This window comes from Paenibacillus sp. FSL P4-0176 (assembly GCF_037975265.1).
GTDB lineage: Bacteria > Bacillota > Bacilli > Paenibacillales > Paenibacillaceae > Paenibacillus > Paenibacillus amylolyticus.
The window spans coordinates 776941-795570 of sequence record NZ_CP150242.1 but is presented as its reverse complement, the minus strand read 5'-3'; the positions used below and the strand labels follow the sequence as shown (position 1 = coordinate 795570).

The following is an 18630-nucleotide window of genomic DNA, read 5'->3' as shown; positions in this document are numbered from 1 at the left end:
ATGCCTCGAACCTGACATAATTCAGGATAATGAAAGATAAAGCGCTATGACTACTGTATTGGAGGAGCATTCATGAACACAACACACACTCGGGGATACGCCTATATCGCAGCTGTATTGTACGCAGCTATTATCGGTCTATCTTTTTTATTTGTTAAAATGACCGTCACTGTTGCACATCCAATTGATGTGCTTGCCCACCGATTCGCGTTGTCGCTGATCGTTGTCAGCATTCCTGTCATTTTTGGCTGGATCAAAATCCGACTGAGCCTTCGTGATCTGTGGCGAATCATTCCACTTGGGCTGTTATCTCCTGTCTTATTTTTTGCCTTTCAAGCCTTTGGACTCGTATCTTCCAACTCATCGGAAGCCGGTATTATTCAGGCTATGGCCCCTGTATTCACACTCGTTCTGGCTTCAGTTTTCCTGAAGGAACGCACATCCACGATGCAGAAGTTGTTCCTGCTTCTGTCTGTCGCTGGAGTGGTTTTTATTTTCATGATGCAAGGAAGCGGCGTATCTATGAGTAACCTGAAGGGCATTGCATTATTGCTACTATCCACGGTATGTTTTGCAGGGTATGGTGTGCTTGCAAGACCATTAACCCAGAAGTATAAACCAATGGAATTAACCTGGGTCACACTGATGGTTGGCTGTATTGTATTTAACGCCGCTTCCCTGATCCGACATGCGTCCAGCGGTTCCATGATGGACTATATCAAACCACTTGGAGATACATCCTATCTGGGTGCACTCGCTTATCTAGCAATTCTCTCCACCATGATCTCCACCCTGCTCGCGAGCTATGCCCTGACCCATCTGGAGGCTTCGCAAATGAGTGTATTCAGCAATCTGTCCACGCTCATCTCCATCGTAGGAGGTGCATGGGTATTGCAAGAACCAGTGGGTTACTACCACTATATTGGTGCATTGTTGATTATCGCCGGTGTGCTAGGCACCAATATGAGCGGTCGCAAACATAGGTTGATCAGTGGAATCAAAGCATGATTCCCCATATTGAGACAGCGCGGAAGTTGGTTCGCCGGTTCAACGAGTTATACGCTCCCATCCTCCTCAACCCCCGCATTTTGACTGGAGAGCGGCTCGGGAAACGAGGCTAGAGGTAAGAGAAGCTATGGGTATTCGTTATTTCGACTGACGGTATGAAGCGCTCCAATCACGTTAACACTGCTGAGGACAGTCTATTGGGAAAAGGAGACCCCTCAGCATGAAACGAACACAGCCTTCTTTTTTACAAGCTATGATGTTGATCATGTTGTCCGTTGGCTTGATCAGCCATGTTCTGATTATTCCTGCCCTTTTGGCTGCGGCCAAAAGGGATTCTTGGATTTCCGTCCTGCTATCAGCCGGACCATTTTTGATATTTGCGCTAATGCTCGCATATGTCTCTCGTTTCCTCAAGCATCAAACTCTGCATGAATGGTTAACATCCCGTCTCGGCAAGCCCATTGGCATGTTATTTCGAGTTGGTAACAGTCTCTTTTTTCTGAGCGCAATCTATTTCACCCTGCACGAAACCACGACTTGGGCCAAAACAAATTACCTGACAGAAACGCCAATATTGGTAACTAGTATTGCTCTGATGACTCTCTGTGCCTATGGGGCATATAAAGGCATCCGCTCACTGGCATTTACGGCAGGATTGATCCTTCCACTGGTGGTACTGCTGGGCTTCTATGTTGCCATTGTGAACACTCAATACAAGGATTACAGTCGTCTCCTGCCTGTGTTAGAACATGGCTGGCATCCGGTGCTGAATGGCATGATTTACAGTCTTGCAGGCATGTTTGAACTGCTGTTCATCTGGTATATCCAGCCTCACCTCACCAAACGTATACGTGTATGGCAGTATCTGATGCTCGCACTCATTCTTGTGGGACTAACAGTTGGCCCACTCATCGGGGCGATTGTGGAATTCGATCCTTTTGAGGCTGCCAAAATGCGATATCCCGCCTTTGAAGAATGGCGAATCGCTTCCTTGGGCAAATACATCGCGCAGACCGACTTCTTTTCCATCTACCAGTGGCTCGCAGGCTCGTTCACCCGGATTAGTCTCGCCATGTATATTGTAGTAGAAATATGGAATATTAAGAGCTCTACCAGAAGGCTTATCAGTTGTATCTCGTTAGGTGTCTTCTTTATTCTAACCATGTTGTATCCCCTGGATGATATGACCTTCGAAAAGCTTCTGGTCGAATACATATTTCCGTTCAATCTCGTATATCTGAGCGGACTTGCGATTATCGCAACGACGGTTGCCTTTATCCATTCACGCCATCAGAGGAGGAAACATCATGGAGCATCAAGCGATTGACACCACGTCCCATGAAACACTGCTTGCCTCTTTGAAAGAGCAGTTCAATCCATGTGCAGATGTCGTTATTCAGACCTTTCCTGTTAAAGACCAATCTGATCAGCCCGTAATTCTGCTTTATTGCGACGGTCTCGTCGACGGTAAACAAATTAACCAATTTATTATTCCCCGTCTGGAACAGCACTCCCTGATCATTGAGGAATCACATCCCAAGGAATTGGGATTAACCTTAAATCCGATTGAGGATCTAACTGATTCCAAGAAACTTAATCTGTTGATATTTAGTGGACAACTACTGATCATTTTTGGTAATGGTGTGCAGTCCTGCAGTGTGGATATTGCTGATATCCCGGGACGCAGTCCCGAAGAATCAGCCATTGAAACATCAGTTAAAGGCCCGCGCGATGGATTCACCGAAGAACTCACTACCAACGTGGCCCTTATACGCAAACGAATGAAAACATCTTCGATGTGTTATGAGAAATATGTCAAAGGCGGTCGTACCCAGACAGCCATTGGACTTCTATATGTAAAAGATATTATCAATCCAGACATTCTGAAAGAAGCTCGGCACAATCTGGATCAGATTGAGATCGACGGCATTCTGGGTACCTCAATCATGGAGCGAGCTGTCATGGGAGGGATTCGGAGTATCTTTCCACTCACAGATAATACCGAACGTCCTGATTTTGTCGTTGATTCCCTGTTAAACGGACGTTTTGCCGTTCTCATTGAAGGTTCTCCTGTAGCGGTCATTGCACCAACTACACTTTTCAATCAATTGAAGTCTCCGGAGGACGAAAGTACACCCTTTTTCATCGTTACTTTCGAACGAATTTTGCGTATATCCGGACTGCTGATTGCCTGTTTCTTCCCAGCCTTCTATATCGGCCTGACTAGCTTCAATGTGGAACAGATTCCCCTGCCTCTTCTGGCAACGATTGCTGGCACTCGAATGGGCCTGCCCATGCCGGTGACACTGGAAGCGTTCCTAATGATTTTTATGTTCGAGCTATTCAACGAAGCAGGGCGTAGATTACCACGTGCGTTGGGGCAAACGGTCAGCGTTGTTGGCGGGCTTATTATTGGGGATGCTGCCATTAGAGCCGGGATTACGTCCCCTACCATTATTGTCACGGTAGCGATCTCGGTCATCTCTAGTTATATTCTCGTGAACACTGTGCTAAGCGGGGCTACTGCCCATATCCGGATCGGGATGTTACTCATCTCTTCCATTCTTGGATTATTCGGTTTTATGATCGGACTATTGGCCCTGTTGGTGCATCTCGTATCCTTGGAATGTTATGGCGTATCCTATCTGTCACCTGTATCTCCCTACATTCCCGGAGACTTCACTCAGGCCGTATCTATGCCACCTTCCATGAAAAGAACCAAGCGCCCAGAAGCACTTCATACACAGGATTCTACCCGCCGGAGGAAACGTCCGTGAAACGATGGGTATCCATAAGCGGCCTTCTTATAAGCTGCTTGATCCTGCTAACCGGGTGCTGGGATTCCAAAGAGGTGCAAAGTATAAACTTCATTACGGCGATAGGAATTGACTATGTAGACAACCAGTATATTGCGTATGCCCAACTGATTGACTTCTCCAGTATTGCAAAACAGGAAACACCAACTTCCCGGGAGACAAGGGATATATGGACTGGACGAGGCGAGGGTACAACACTGAGTATGGCTATTAACGACTTGTATGAAACGTCACAGCAGCAAACGCTCTGGACTCATGTTAAAGCTATTGTTTTATCCAAAAAAGTGCTGGAAGGTCGACTGGAGGATATCTTTAATACACTTCTTCATTCAGGCCAATTGAGATATACACCCTGGATCTACGCTACAGAGCATAACATTCCGGATGTACTCTCTCCCTCTGCATTGTTGAACCAATCCGCCCAGACCATTGAATTATTTGAGCCTATGAGACTATACAAACAGCATTCTGGTTACGAACCTATCCGGCTCCATCAGCTTCTCGATGGATTACGGGAACCCGCTTCCGTCGTTCTTTTACCCTCGGTGTCAACGAGGAACGAGACCTGGTTCAACGGCGATAAAACGCCTCCCCTTGTTAGAATGGATGGATTTTATGTGATATCCAAAGGCACAAGTCAGGGTAGAGTTGCAGGAGCAGACGCAGATGGTACACGATACGTAAATTATGAGCGGGTACATCAGTACCCACTATATGTATATGGGAATGGTGGAAAAACTCCTGATTTAACCTTGTTGCTTCATCATCCCAAGACAAAAATCAAGGCGAAGAAGCAAGGTGATGGCATCACCTTTGATCTGGTTACCACGGTCAAAAGCGCCATCACCGAAGATCATGGGGCTCCTCGGTCTCCAGATGCCATGGAACAAGAAGCCGAGAAACAGATCGAATCCCAAATCCGAGATACGTTCGAAAAAACCAAGGAACGCAAGATCGATTCATACGGTCTTGTGGAACACTTATATCGCCACAACCTTCCCTTATGGAAACAGGAAGTCTACAACCGGGCGGACCCACTCCAACGTTTTAAGCTTGGAAAAGTGGAGGTTCACGTGGATATCCTGAATGCGAGCACATATAAATACAGTGAATAAATGAAGAAATAGAAGCCCCGTACCTGCATTGAATGCAAGGTTACGGGGCTTCTTAACATCTCCAGCTATGCGGTCAATTGGGGAACTATCCTAATGGATACGCCATGACACTCATCAAAGCCAATTCAGGCTGGGTCGTGTCCAAACGACTGTACTGGACGATAACGGGGATATTGCTCGAAACCGTAATCGCATAAGGCACGCCCGGTGGAATAGACTGCTCCCCGGATCGTAGCGATGCAGTGCGAATGTGCTTCGTCCTTCTCGCTGGCACTTCGGCGACCATACCTTCAAGTGGTTCTCTGTCTTCAAAGTAAATCGTGATGTGCAGCTCCGCATCCGTGGCACTGGTGTTCAGTACACAGATGCTCTCATGACTCTCCAATGTGCCCCGGCTCTCCGGGGGAATGTAACCATCCGGAATGACCCAGTAGGTGTGACCTGTAGCTGCTGAAACATTCTTACTTGCAGATGTGGCTGATTCTGTCTGGTCAGGTGTCATTGATATACCTCCTCCTTTTTTTTGCGAGTGCAATATTAAGTTAAAAATCTGCGGGCTCGCGGGGCAGCCGCTTTGGCGGGCGGATCGGGCTGTGGGCCGCTGTTGGCTCGGGATTTCTATTCAATCCCCCCCTCAGCAGGGGAAATCCCACTCCAAAGGCGGACGCTTCGCTCCCTCTACCCGATTCCGCCCTCCTCCGCTGCTACGCTCGCCTGTTTTTTAAAAGTTTATTGCCTTCGCTATTCGCTGGGCAACTTTTGCTAGCTCGTTACTTCGTTTAACTCGCTACAGCTTTTAAACCCTGAATAGCTCGCAGGGCAGCCGCTTCGGCGGGCGGATCGGGCTGTGGGCCGCTGTTGGCTCGGGATTTCTATTCAATTCCCCCTCAGCAGGGGAAATCCCGCTCCAAAGGCGGACGCTTCGCTCCCTCTACCCGATTCCGCCCTCCTCCGCTGCTACGCTCGCTGTTTTTTAAAAGATTATTGCCTTCGCTATTCGCTGGGCAACTTTTGCTGGCTCGTTACTTCGTTTAACTCGCTACAGCTTTTAAACCCTGAATAGCTCGCAGGACAGCCGCTTTGGCGGGCGGATCGGGCTGTGGGCCGCTGTTGGCTCGGGATTTCTATTCAATTCCCCCTCAGCAGGGGAAATCCCGCTCCAAAGGCGGACGCTTCGCTCCCTCTACCCGATTCCGCCCTTCTTCGCTGCTACGCTCGCCGGACTGATTTAAAAGATTATTGCCTTCGCTCTTCGCTGGGCAACTTTGTTTCGCTCGTTACTTCGTTTAACTCGCTTCGCTTAAATACAGACGCACAGGACTTAAAATCCTGCGGGAACTTATCCCCTAGAACAATAGAATTAGATCCTCTACTGATACTGATTACCGCAGATACATCTGCAACGGTTGCAATTGCAACTCGCGGATGGCTTCTGCTACCTGCTGGGAAAGGCGGCGGGCGCCTCGTTCCTGAAAATGCGTGTTATCCTCCACGCCTGAGGGGAAGTTCACATACTCGCCTGGCAGTACCCACATAAAGTCTTCCTTAGTGCCTTCAACACCCGCTTGCTCGAACAGAAGACGGCTGCGCTCAGCCAGATCGATCAGCGGAACATCTTCCTCTTCCGCCAGCTCACGCACGGCGATGATATAATCGCCGTGCGTATCGGTCAATGTGTCATCATCCGCAAAATAGCGACGATGCACCGGGGTTATGAGCACTGGACGAGCCTTGGCTTCGCGTGCAGCATCGATATACTTTTTCAAATATTCCTTATATGTTGTGAATGGGTCCGTCCCACGTTCAGGGTCAGGCTTCTCATCGTTATGTCCAAATTGAATAAACAGAAAATCTTCGGGCTTGATTCGCTCCAGAATGGCGCTTAATCTGCCTTCATTAATAAAGCTGCGGGAACTGCGGCCTGACTGGGCATGATTATCCACTGCCACATCATGTTTGAACTGTGCCGGCAATAACTGGCCCCAACCGCAATACGGATATCCACTTTCCGGCTGATCTGTTACGGTTGAATCCCCGGCAAGAAATACGGTCATGGTCTGATTCGCAAGAGTAATCTCCAATGCATTGATTCTCGGTGCAGGACCGGAGAATGACAGACGAAGTCTGCCGCCGCGAACAACAACCGAGAATCTAACCTCTGCGTATTGTCCGGGAAGTGTGCGAATGGTTGGCAGTACAAGCTTGCCTTCACCAGCTTTCACGCGTGTCACTGTCTCAGCCAATTCATCCCCTGCAACAAGTAATACTTGGTAGGTTCCGTCTGGAACATCCACGATGAACGATGCTTTGAGCGGAATACAGAAGCCTGAACGCAATCGGGCAGACATGGTTGTCTGCCCCGAATTGTTATGATGTTGTTTCGTGGGATTCGACACATCGTCATCACGAATGCGTTGTTTCTCATACACCAGAGATCCTGCCTCGAATCCGTACCCTCCGCGTTCCTCATATGCGGTTGTTGCAGTTACTTTCAGATAATCCCCTGTCTCATCTGCTCTTCCCGAGTCTGGTCCAAAGTTAAACTTCCAGCTGGTCACGGACACTGCCTGGCCCTCTGCCGCTGCCTCCATGGCAACGGCCTGACTACCCTGAGCTTTATTCAAAAGCGATAACCTCCTTGGTTAACTTTCGTAAACGTTCATTCGGGCGAAGATACGAAGATACAGTAATCTGGCTTATCCTTTCAATCCGCTGGTGCTCATCCCTTGAACAATTTGTTTCTGGAAGATGAAGAACACAGCTACAACCGGAACCAGACTGACGATGGACATGGCGAACATTGCACCCCAGTTGGAAGCAGATTCGCTATCGAGGAACATTTTCAGCGCCATCGACACGGTGTATTTATCAGGTGAGTTCAGGTACAATACCGGACCGAGCAGATCCTCCCATCTCCAGTAGAAGGAGAAAATGGCTGCAGTCGCCAGAGAAGACTTGATCAGCGGCATAATAATCTGGATATACAGTCTGAATTTGTTACATCCATCGATGGTTGCAGCCTCATCCAGCTCCTTCGGAATCGTTCGAATGAACTGTACCATCAGGAAGATGAAAAACGGCATTCCGAAGAATGTAGGTACAACGATTGGCAAGATAGTATTCAGCCAGCCGAGCTTCGTGAAAATGATGTACTGAGGAACCAATACCACGTCATGTGGCAACATCAGTGTTAACATCATCAAGGAAAACCAGAACGTGCGTCCCTTGAAATTCAGTCTGGCAAAACCAAAAGCGATCAGCGATGACGATATCACAGCACCGATGGTAGATATCACTACGATTACAAGTGAGTTCGTGATGTAATCCATGAACGGTCTTCCCGCTGTGCCTTTCCAGCCATCTACATAGTTGCTCCAGATCCACTCCGCAGGAAACAGGGTATCCGCTGTGACGAATATCGTACGGCTTTCCTTGAATGAACTGAAGAGCATCCAAAGTACGGGATACAACATTAGGAGGGCAAGAGCTGCAACGAACAGGTGATAAATGGGCCATTTCACATTTCTCCAAACCATCGTTACTTCCCTCCTTCAGATTCGTAGAACACCCAGTACTTGGATGTCAGGAACACAGCTACCGTGAGTATACCGATCATGATCAGCATGATCCAAGCCATGGCCGAAGCATAACCCATGTTGTTAAACATAAATGCCTGACGGAACAGATATAGAGAGTACAGCATCGTACCGTCCATTGGACCGCCTTCGCCTTTGGAGATAATATAGGCAGGTACAAACGTCATAAATGCACCAATCGTCTGCATAATCATATTGAACAGAACGATCGGGCTAAGCAGTGGCAAGGTGATGCTGAAAAATTTCCGTATAGGGTTCGCGCCATCCACACCTGCTGCCTCGTACATCTCAGTAGGGATATTTTTGAGACCAGCCAGGAAGATCAGCATGGACGAACCAAACTGCCACACAGACAGTGAGATGAGCATAACCAGGGACGCATTAGGGTCACCAAACCAGCTTATAGGCCCTATCCCGATTGCCGTTAGAGCACTGTTGATAACACCCTCATTACTGAAGAGGTTACGCCACATAATGGATACGGCCACACTACCACCGATAATGGATGGCAGGTAATACAGCGTCCGGTACGTTCCAATCATACGAGAGCCAGTGTTTAGGACCATCGCTACGAAGAGGGCAAAGATCAACCTTAACGGTACCCCAATGAATACATACAGAAACGTTACTTTGACCGAGTTCCAATATTTCGGGTCATCAAAAAACATTTTGGTGTAGTTATCAAGCCCAATCCACCGCGGAGAAGTGAACAAGTTATAACTCGTGAACGACATATATAAGGACACAAACATGGGGATGAGTGTGAAGCCCAGGAAACCAATAATAAACGGGCTTATAAACGCATATCCAGTTAAGTTTCTACCTAACGACGAATACTGCCTCAATGGAACGAACCTCCTTCATGGATCAGCTTGCCCCCTCATCCTGGCTTCGGTCATCTGGACGGGGAAAGGCCCTCGCATTTGCGAGTAGCCCCATTCCCGACCATCCCTGAAGTGGGACGAGCAAGCCATCATTCAACTGTTATTTATTGTTCGCAAGTACAGATTCGGCGTTCTTGCGGAATGTCTCTGCTGCTTGTTCAGGTGTAATTTTGCCAAAGTTCAACTCTTCAACCACATCTGCCAGGGAAGAGATTACTTCAGGTGAACCAACCGGTGGCGGAGAACTCATTGGTGAAGCCTTAGGCTCCATGGCTGCTACGAATTCAAAGACCTGTTTTGTTGCGTCACTCAGCTCAGGTGCGATAGCTTCTTTGATTGCTCCTGAAATTGGCACACCGCGCTCACCTTTGATCAGTTTGTTGGCTTCCACGTCATTCACCCAGAAATCAATGAATTTAGCCGCTTCTTCCTTCACTTTGGAGTTGGACGTCACACCCCAGTACATACTTGGCTGCATATATAGTCCTTTTTCCATATCTGGTCCTGGCATTGGAGCGATTTCGAGTTGACGGTTCGCTACCTGTTGTAAGGCTACGAACTGGTTGGACCATTGCCACACGCCAATTCCTTTTTCCTTCACGAGATCTGATTCCTCAATAATGCCTTTGGTTTGGTTGGCTACATCCGGCGTAGGTGCTGCACCTTGCTCGATCATGCGGCGCATGAGTCCGAAGAACTCCACAAACAATTGATCATCATCATAACCAAGACCTGTTCCTTCCGCATTGTAAAGCGACAATCCTTTGGTACGCAGGAAGTAGTGGAAGAAAATATCCGGAGCTATCCCTCCATCCAAATACAGACCTTTCTCTGCGGTTTGTTTACCCAGTGCTTCGTACGATTCCCAAGTCATATTGTCAGGGATTGCATCCACGCCTGCTTTTTTAAGCAATGCCGGATCATATTGGAAGCCCAGAACGTTAACACCGGCAGGTACACCGTATTGTTTACCGTTAATTACACCTGTGCTGATAACATTCTCGGACACATCGTCCACTTTGATCTGGTTGCCAAGATAAGGCGCTAGATCCTCAAGCTGACCATTCTGTGCATATTGGCTGATGTAGGAAATATCCATCTGAACGATGTCAGGCAACTGATTTGCCGCTGCTTGTGGTGCGAGCTTTTTCCAGTAGTCATCAAATGAAGCATATTCCACGTCGATTTTGACATTCGGGTTTTTCGATTTGTACAGGTCGATGACCTTCTGTGTATATTCATGCCTTGCATCCGAGCCCCACCAAGCGATCCGCAGGGTAACTGAGTCATCTCCAGATGCTCCTTCAGTTCCTCCACCTGAGCTACATGCCGCTGTAAACACGAGCAAAGCAGCCATCATCAGGAATATTGCCTTTTTCACCATGCCAATCTCCCCTTTTATGTTGATATGGTTGTATGAAAGAGTTATCTTCTCGTTTCTGATAACGCTTTCACAAACTTGTTAATGTCATTTTCGCAAATGTACGACCATAGTTGAATACACAAAACCGTCTTGTTGGTTCAAAAAACAGAGGAGGACAACAGTCCCCTCTCGGCGCTGTTCGTCCTCCCCAGACATGAATCACATGATTGGTAGCTCATTGTTATATGCCGATCCTGCGGAATTCCGTAGGTGTCATCCCGGTCCACTTTTTGAACACCTGACTGAAATATTGTGAATTCCCGCCAAATCCGAATAATTCAGCAAGCTCAAATACTTTCACATCCCCGCCTCTGCGAATATGGTCACATGCGCGTTCAATGCGCAGACGATTCACGTAATTGGAGAAATTCTCGCCTGTGACTTTTTTGAAAATCTTGCCCAGGTAATCTGGATTCATATAGAGCATCTGATGAGCGACTCCATTGAGCGAGAGATCCGCCTCTCCAAAATGAAGATCCACGATATCCATCATCTTCTCCACGGCTGAAGACTGGCGGCTGATATGGTTTTTGTAATAACCGGAAGTTAATCGGGCTGTACTGCTTGCAACAAAAGACTTCAAACCAGATAACGTATCGATATGAGGCAATTCTGCCATACGCTGGGTGAATTCCGTTGCCTCCTCAGGTGGACAGACATGAACCATCGCCGAGTAGAGCTGCACTACATAGGAGCGAGTCACCTCAATTTCCAGCTGCTGACGTGATAATAGATCAAACAGACGCTCCACTTCTACCGCTGTTTCCTCGGTATTGCCCGATTTGATCAACTGACACAGTTGCTCGGCATCCTGTTCTACATGCAATCCGTCGCATTCTCCGGCCAGTACCAGATCATTCTTCGTAATCAGCTTGCCTTCACCGATAAAAAAGCGATGGTTCAGATACTGCAACGCCTCACGAAACAACCGCCGCGACTGAATCATTCGATCTGCTTCACTTAGCGCAGCGGTCACTTCCAATTTATATAGTCTGGTGAATGCAGCCCTAACCTCTTCAATACTTTCTTTCAGTCCAGCCGGATCAGCTGAATCCGCGAGCAGAATGAGGAGTTTGCCTTCAATGGTTGTGCTTAACAGGACATGTGGGAGCAGGTCACTGGCAATGTTTTTGATCGCAAATAAGTGACTGTAATCATGTTCATCTACAATTCGGAACAACAGTAACCGAACTGCGTTCTCTTCAAGCTCCAGATCAAACAACTCCTGATAATACTCCAGATCAACCGGACCATAGGTGCGGTTGGTCATGAACTCCAGCAGAAATTGCTCCTTCACATGCGGAAGGACTCGCTGCAATCGCTGTTTCATCTCACCTGCAACATGCTCCTTCACCTGGGCATCCTGATGTTCCTGCAACAGTTCAGTTAATGCATCATGGATCTGATTCTCGTTGCAGGGTTTGAGCAAATAATGCTTCACACCATATTGCATCGCTCTGCGAGCATATTCGAACTCCTTATAGCCGGATAACATAATAAAACGTACTCCCGGGTATGCTTCAGATGCCTTCTCTATGAGTCCGAGACCATCCAGACCCGGCATGGAAATATCCGTAATGATAATATCCGGTCTCGACTGCCCAATTTTGTCCAATGCTTCAATCCCGTTCCTCGCCGTACCCACCAATTCCGTACCTGCTGCGGCCCAATCGACCACTTGGGAAATCCCCTCCAGAATGACACGTTCATCATCTACGAGCATCACTTTGTACATCGTCATCGTCCTCTCTGATCCAAGGTATGCTGATCGATACTACAGTTCCTGATCCGGGCTTGCTGCTCATCACCATTCCACCTTCATCGCCGAAGGTCAGTCTGATTCGTTCCTGGATGTTAGATAACCCAATGCCCTGTCCTCTTGTCTGAATACGTCCTTCGTGTAGTTGTTCCAGGAATTCCGGTGTCATCCCCGGACCGTCGTCCTCGACTTCAATAATCACCTTATCTCCCTCTGCTCTCGCCCGGATCCGAATCCGGCAAGGGTCAATGCTTGGTTCGAGTGCATAATGTATCGCATTCTCCACCAACGGCTGTAAAGTTAACTTCGGTATCCGTGCCGTTCCTACCTCCGGGGCAATTTCCATGTCGAAATCCAGTCTTTCCTCAAAACGCGTGCGCTGAATCGTCACGTAACTGCGGACAATGTCCAGCTCTCTTTCCAGCGTGATCCACTTCTCGGACATATTCACAGAGCTACGCAGCAGAAATCCGAGAGCCTCAACCATTTCCGAGATCTGTCGTTGCTTCTGTACTTTAGCCAGCCAGTTAATCGATTCCAACGTGTTGTATAGAAAATGTGGATTAATCTGCGCCTGAAGCGCTTTCAACTCCGTCTCACGAATCACCAGTTGCTTCGCATAATTCTCATCAATCAATTCACGTATCCGTTGAAGCATCATCTTGAATGTGCGATGCAACAGCCCAACCTCATTCTGTGGAGATATCGGAACATTGCCGAGGGCAGCCTCCTCCAGCTTATCCAGATCTCCTTTTTCGATATTACGCATCTTTTTGATCAACTGTGCAATCGGATGGGTAATACTGCGAGAGAATCTCGCTCCAATAATAAGCGCCGCCAGAAAGATCATGATGAAGATCACCGTGACCAACTGTTTGACAAACTGGATCTTTTTAAACATCTGGTCAAACGGGGTTGTGTACAGATAGGTCCAATCCGTATAGGAAGAATGAGCACGAGCTACAAAGTGTCTCCCCTGCTCCAACATGGCAATTCCATAGGGCTGGGTACGCTTCAGTTCAGACTCAATCTCGGCTTCACTGACCGACGATTCTGTTGGATAGATCACTTCTTTTCCATCCGTAATGAGTAATTGGGAGTCCTCAGCCGGTTCTTGCATCTGGTCCTGTACAATTCGGTCCAGCCGGACGCGGATGATCAGTGTGCCGAGGTCCTCCAATGTAAATGCTCCGCCAATAAAGGATTTCACCTGTCGAACCGACAAGAGTCGGGACTGTTTATCCCCACTGGTATGCCATGCATTGGAGCCCGAGTATTGCTGTCCCAGTGCAACCAGTTCCTTTTGCTTCGACTCCGAAATTCCCTCCCGATTGCCTGCGGCCATAACGTTATTATCATTATCGATAAATAGCATGGAATAGACGTATTTTTCGGAACCGGCATATGCGACTAACCTGTTAGTAATTTTTTTACGCAATCCATTTTTCTCGTAACCCGTTTCGGCCTTTTTCAGTTGGAGCAGATATTGCTGAAGCGGCTCGTCCGACATCACCTTGAAGGAGAGATTGGAAATTTCACGAAGTTGATTCTCAATACCTACCGAAGACATATTGAGGACCTGCGAGGATTTCTCATAGATCTGACGGTCATAGATGCTGAACACATATCGGAGTACGGATGCATAAAACGTAAAGCTGATCAACATCAAAAGTCCGATAAGAAGAATCGTTTTGTGATGAATCGGCAGTGTTGTGAAAGCGTTCTTAATTTTGTTCATCCTAAGCGCTCCTTTGGCTTGCGAGGGGTGCCTGTCATACTATGCATTAGTGGTTTTATTGTAAGTTATTTTCATATTTACACATCCATTGGTCATCTGACAAGATATATTTATGCAACGTTTTAGGTCATTAGAGAAGGTATACATCTGTGTCAGCAACGTAAAAAGAACACAAAACAGCCAGAATACCTTGAACAAATCAAGGTATTCTGGCTGTTGAATAACATCATGTTAAAGCATGAAATACAATTTACGGATTAACAAAAACAGTTTTCAGCTTCGCTACATACTGCACATCAAAGCCAAGACCCTCAGCCACCATGGCAAGTGGTACATATGTTTTGGACTCTTTGCCTACCTTATTCAGGAATGCAGGTGTATCCACAGTAACCGATGCTCCATTTACCTTCACAGCATTGGCACCAATCTTCACAGCAACTTTCCGGTCTCCATATGTAATGGTTGCGGTTGAAGTTTTGTTATCCCACACCGTAGTAGCACCGACCGCATTCACGATGTCTTGAATCGCCACAAAGTTTTTGCCGTTACGGATAATCGGTTTGTACGGAGTATTTAATGTTTTGCCACTCACAATAATGTTCATCGGCTCACCTGTCGCAGGTGTAGTCAGCTTCGTGTAGTCGCCCCAGATCGTTTTGGCAAACACTTCGGCAATGGCCGCATATCCAAATTGGTTCGGGTGGAAATCACGATCTTTGATCATATGTGTCATCGTGCCTTCACCACCAACAAACTCCTTGGCCACGTGTGCGACTTTGACATCGGTACCCTGAGCAGTGAATTGTGCTGCAATGCCATCAATGGTCTGTGTGAAGCCTTGGGACGCCTCCATAAGTTTGGCATAGAGTGCCTTGCCTGCTACTTCTGGCATCGGTTGATACTGGTCAGCTATGACAATTGTAGCTGTCGGATTAATTTCATGGATATCATTAATCGTTGCACTTACATTGGCTGTATATGTTGCGAGTAATTCTTTTACCTTCGCTTGCAGATCCTGATCACTCAGTTTGTCTGCTGTACCGAGAAGCTCAGATACATCATTTCCCCCAATGGTAATTGCAACCAGATTGGCCTGTGCTACACTCTCACGGATTGCAGCAGTATTGGCTCCGATCTGTCCCGCTCTTGGATCAGGAAGACTTGGTTGAATGGCTTCAGAAGTCAGCGTTTTGCCATCCTTAATTGCAGTAGTAAAGTTTTTCAGACCACTGGTTTTCAATCCGGCAATCCCGTAGTTGTCCACCTGTGTACGTCCATGCAGCAAACCTTGCTCCTGGAGACGTTCTACATAACCATAAGGCAATTCTTTTGTGTTAGGCTCATAACCTACCGTTATGGAATCTCCCAATGTGAGGATGCGGAACTCCTTAGTTACGGCTACTGCATCTTTCTTCGCTGTCAGCGAAGTCTCGTTTGTACCCGCTGGCAATACACCGGTTTTGGTGTCAGCCGCGTGTGCAGGCAATGCAGATGATGTAAAGAGCAGCATTCCTGCCAACATGCTTACCGTTAAACCGGCAGCTGTATTTTCCCATATACGTTTACGCTTCATTCAGGTAACACTCCTTCTCGCAAATCTATAATAATTTACACTAATATACGTGTTCAAAAAGGTCGGTTTTCAGTACCGAGAAGATGGGATGAAGCTAGAAATGGAGTAGCGGAGCGTAGGAAAACTACGTGAGCAACCAAAATGTTTCCTTCGGAAACATACTCCGTAAGCCTCCCGCTTATTTCGGCTGAATTCCAATGACATAGGTTGGTGTTACTCTATTCTATCATTTTAAAGTAGGCGTTGTCCTCTCCACTGAGAGCACACATGAAATAACAGACTCCCTGAAGGGGAGTCTGTTACTGGTTAAGCTCAGCTATGACGTTCAGTGATTAGTTAAGATTGCGGCTTATTTGAGTCTTCAGCAATCAAATGACCCTTGTCGCTCTCCGGTTTGTTCCCGGTAGCTCGCTCCAGATATCGATCATAACGATCATCCACTTCACGTGCCATCTTCCGGTACTTTAACGTTTCCTCGACAATTGGATCACGTTCTGTCTGGATTCGCACTTCATACTTGGGAGGAATCAGCTGGCGTTCACGCTGATCGGTGTCGCCGGACTCTTCCATGTCCCCTTCCGTCAGCATATCACTGAGCCGTCGTTCCAGTTCTTTGGATTCATCCATTGTTCTCGCTCCTTATAATGAATTTCATTCCAAGCCGGTTGCTTTCGCTTCCTTCAGCACATCCGTCAGTGCATCATGGATTTTGCCATTGCTGGCAACGACATGGTTTACAGACAGTTGGTAAGGCGTTCCGATGGTATCGGTCACCTTGCCACCTGATTCTTCAACCAGCAGCGCACCTGCGGCAATATCCCACGGTTTCAATCCAACTTCGGTGTAGGCGCTGAGACGTCCTGCGGCAACATACGCCAGATGAAGGGCGGCAGATCCACCTGCACGCAAGTTACGAACTTGCGGAGCAAGCGCCTGCACAGCGGCCATATTCAGTGGCAACGCAAAGGTTGTGTCTGCCGGGAATCCAACCGCAATCAGGCTCTGAGCCAGTTCCTGTTCACCAGATACAAGCATCCGGTTTCCGTGAACATATGCTCCTTTCCCTTTTTCCGCAACAAACATTTCATCACGGGAAGGGTCGTAGATCACGCCGACAATGACTTCACCATTGTGAGCCAATGCGATGGACACCGAATAAAACGGAAATCCGTGTACAAAGTTCGTCGTTCCATCCACAGGATCAACAATCCACAGGAACTCTTCTTCCTCGGCCTCTTTCAGTGCTTTAGCCGAAGCTTCCGGTCCCGGTTCGACGCCTTCTTCACCCAGAATGGCATGGTGGGGAAAATGCGTAAGAATCAGGCGGCGGATCATCTGCTCCGCTCCTTTATCCACTTCGGTCACCAGATCTTGGGGTGAATATTTGGTGCCAAGTTCAGCTACCGTCCCAAGACGGCTTTTGATCCATTCGCCAGCTTTGGAAGCTGCATTAATGGCAACGGCAGTATAGCTTTTGCTTGTCACGACATAAGGTGTCTTTTCCTTCTCATTCAAAGCGTTCACTCTACTTTCTATATCAATCTACGAAAAGTTGAAATACTTGTTAAAAGTATACGCCCCACAGGTCGTAAAGTTTCTCGTTGCCCAGGCCCCTTTTGGCACTACGGATGAATGATGACGGTAGACTCGTCCACCCACTCCACACCCTCTTCGTGATAGAATGCCAGCTTCTGCATCAGTTGCACAAGAGCCTCATCCTTGCGTTTGGCCTCAATCATCACGTCAAGTCTTGGGGTATCTGCTGCGATATGACGCAAGAAGTCGAGCACAGGCTCTACCTCTACACCATCGGCATGACCTCGCAGATCCTTCTCGCTCTTTGGACTGGAGACATGGATTTTGGGTGGCAATGGCTGATCAGCCGGTGAATCTGCCTGGGCAAGCGGTGACTGCCAGGTCTTTAGAATATCAGGCCACAGATCCCATGCCTGTTCTCCTTCGTTGTTCACCCAATGGTGATGGATATCAAGTACCATGGGCAATCCCAAGCGCTGGCACACGGCAAGTGTCTCAGGCGCATTGAACGTTTTGTCATCATTTTCGAGTGTGAGCCGCTCCTGAATGTCCCGATCCAGCTTCAAAAAGTTTTCTTCAAAACGAAGCGCCGCCGAAGGCTTGTCCCCGTATGCACCACCAATATGTATATTGTTCTTGGCAGTGGCATTCAGCCCCATGGCATCCAACATCCGAACATGATGACGAAGGTCGCGAATCGAGTTGTGCAGAACTTGCTCGCGGGGGGTACTAAGTACGGTAAAATGATCCGGATGAAAGGACACACGCATATGATTTTCCTTCACAAAATCACCAATGGCCGCAAAGTCCTGCTTCAGTGCCGGGAACGGGTCCCAGTCATTCAGGTCTTCGTGTGTTGCCAGTGGAATCAATTTGGAAGAGAAGCGATATACATGAATATGGCTACCCTTGTTGTGCCTGAGCAAACGTAATGTATTGTGCAGGTTCTCGGCTGCAATCCGTTCGAGCTTGCGGATCGCCGCTTCCCTGTCATCGATTTTGTTAAAACTCGACATGGTCATGGTCCGGGAAGGCGAGGCGTTCTCTATAAGCACGGACATTGCCACGTAACCAAAGCGTACGAGCATGAATCTCTTCCTCTCTATTAGGGCGGAGAACCCACACGGCATATTCAGCCGTCAGGATGTACCGTCACTGTATATAACCAAGTTTTACCCTAAA

The 18630-nt window shown here is 47.8% G+C and carries 15 protein-coding genes; 4 read left to right on the top strand and 11 right to left on the bottom strand.

The annotated features are described in order from the left end of the window. The first annotated feature begins 72 nt into the window (after positions 1–72). The 4 genes from MKY95_RS03705 (at position 73) to MKY95_RS03690 (ending at position 4939) form a co-directional block, all read left to right on the top strand. On the top strand, positions 73–1008 hold the full coding sequence (locus tag MKY95_RS03705; protein WP_076320362.1) for a DMT family transporter: 936 nt from the start codon (positions 73–75) through the stop codon (positions 1006–1008). Positions 1009–1228: 220 nt separating this feature from the next. After that, entirely contained in the window at positions 1229–2335 is a 1107-nt protein-coding gene (locus MKY95_RS03700) for an endospore germination permease (protein ID WP_076320361.1), read from the top strand. Next, entirely contained in the window at positions 2316–3785 is a 1470-nt protein-coding gene (locus MKY95_RS03695) for a spore germination protein (RefSeq protein ID WP_339196920.1), read from the top strand. The genes MKY95_RS03700 and MKY95_RS03695 overlap by 20 nt, the downstream gene beginning before the upstream one ends. Further along, complete coding sequence (locus MKY95_RS03690) at positions 3782–4939, top strand: Ger(x)C family spore germination protein (protein WP_076320359.1); 1158 nt, start codon at positions 3782–3784, stop codon at positions 4937–4939. The genes MKY95_RS03695 and MKY95_RS03690 overlap by 4 nt, the downstream gene beginning before the upstream one ends. An 85-nt stretch (positions 4940–5024) precedes the next feature. Here the strand turns inward: MKY95_RS03690 and MKY95_RS03685 are convergent, their stop codons facing one another. The 11 genes from MKY95_RS03685 to uvsE form a co-directional block, all read right to left on the bottom strand. After that, on the bottom strand, positions 5025–5441 hold the full coding sequence (locus MKY95_RS03685) for a sensory rhodopsin transducer (RefSeq protein WP_076320358.1): 417 nt from the start codon (positions 5439–5441) through the stop codon (positions 5025–5027). A gap of 880 nt (positions 5442–6321) precedes the next feature. Further along, the gene (locus MKY95_RS03680) at positions 6322–7563 is read right to left on the bottom strand and encodes a rhamnogalacturonan acetylesterase (protein ID WP_256721357.1); all 1242 of its coding nucleotides are present in this window, start codon (positions 7561–7563) and stop codon (positions 6322–6324) included. 72 nt (positions 7564–7635) lie between these two features. Then, on the bottom strand, positions 7636–8475 hold the full coding sequence (locus MKY95_RS03675; protein WP_017690747.1) for a carbohydrate ABC transporter permease: 840 nt from the start codon (positions 8473–8475) through the stop codon (positions 7636–7638). Positions 8476–8477: 2 nt separating this feature from the next. Continuing rightward, the gene (locus MKY95_RS03670) at positions 8478–9380 is read right to left on the bottom strand and encodes a sugar ABC transporter permease (RefSeq protein WP_076320197.1); all 903 of its coding nucleotides are present in this window, start codon (positions 9378–9380) and stop codon (positions 8478–8480) included. 139 nt (positions 9381–9519) lie between these two features. After that, on the bottom strand, positions 9520–10803 hold the full coding sequence (locus MKY95_RS03665; protein WP_076320198.1) for a sugar ABC transporter substrate-binding protein: 1284 nt from the start codon (positions 10801–10803) through the stop codon (positions 9520–9522). A 220-nt stretch (positions 10804–11023) separates the two neighbouring features. Then, positions 11024–12577, bottom strand: a complete 1554-nt coding sequence (locus MKY95_RS03660) for a response regulator (protein ID WP_076320199.1) — start codon at positions 12575–12577, stop codon at positions 11024–11026. Next, the gene (locus MKY95_RS03655) at positions 12552–14339 is read right to left on the bottom strand and encodes a histidine kinase (protein ID WP_076254942.1); all 1788 of its coding nucleotides are present in this window, start codon (positions 14337–14339) and stop codon (positions 12552–12554) included. Before MKY95_RS03655 ends, MKY95_RS03660 begins: the two co-directional genes overlap by 26 nt. A 250-nt stretch (positions 14340–14589) precedes the next feature. Then, positions 14590–15912: a stalk domain-containing protein gene (locus tag MKY95_RS03650; RefSeq protein WP_076320200.1), complete on the bottom strand. Its 1323-nt coding sequence runs from the start codon at positions 15910–15912 to the stop codon at positions 14590–14592. Positions 15913–16248: 336 nt separating this feature from the next. After that, entirely contained in the window at positions 16249–16539 is a 291-nt protein-coding gene (locus MKY95_RS03645) for a hypothetical protein (protein WP_076216730.1), read from the bottom strand. A 24-nt stretch (positions 16540–16563) separates the two neighbouring features. Then, the gene (locus tag MKY95_RS03640) at positions 16564–17436 is read right to left on the bottom strand and encodes an inositol monophosphatase family protein (RefSeq protein ID WP_036614103.1); all 873 of its coding nucleotides are present in this window, start codon (positions 17434–17436) and stop codon (positions 16564–16566) included. Positions 17437–17534: 98 nt separating this feature from the next. Next, positions 17535–18536 carry a UV DNA damage repair endonuclease UvsE gene (gene uvsE / locus MKY95_RS03635; RefSeq protein WP_074093415.1) on the bottom strand — a complete coding sequence of 334 codons (1002 nt, stop codon included), beginning with the start codon at positions 18534–18536 and terminating at the stop codon, positions 17535–17537. Positions 18537–18630 lie beyond the last annotated feature (94 nt).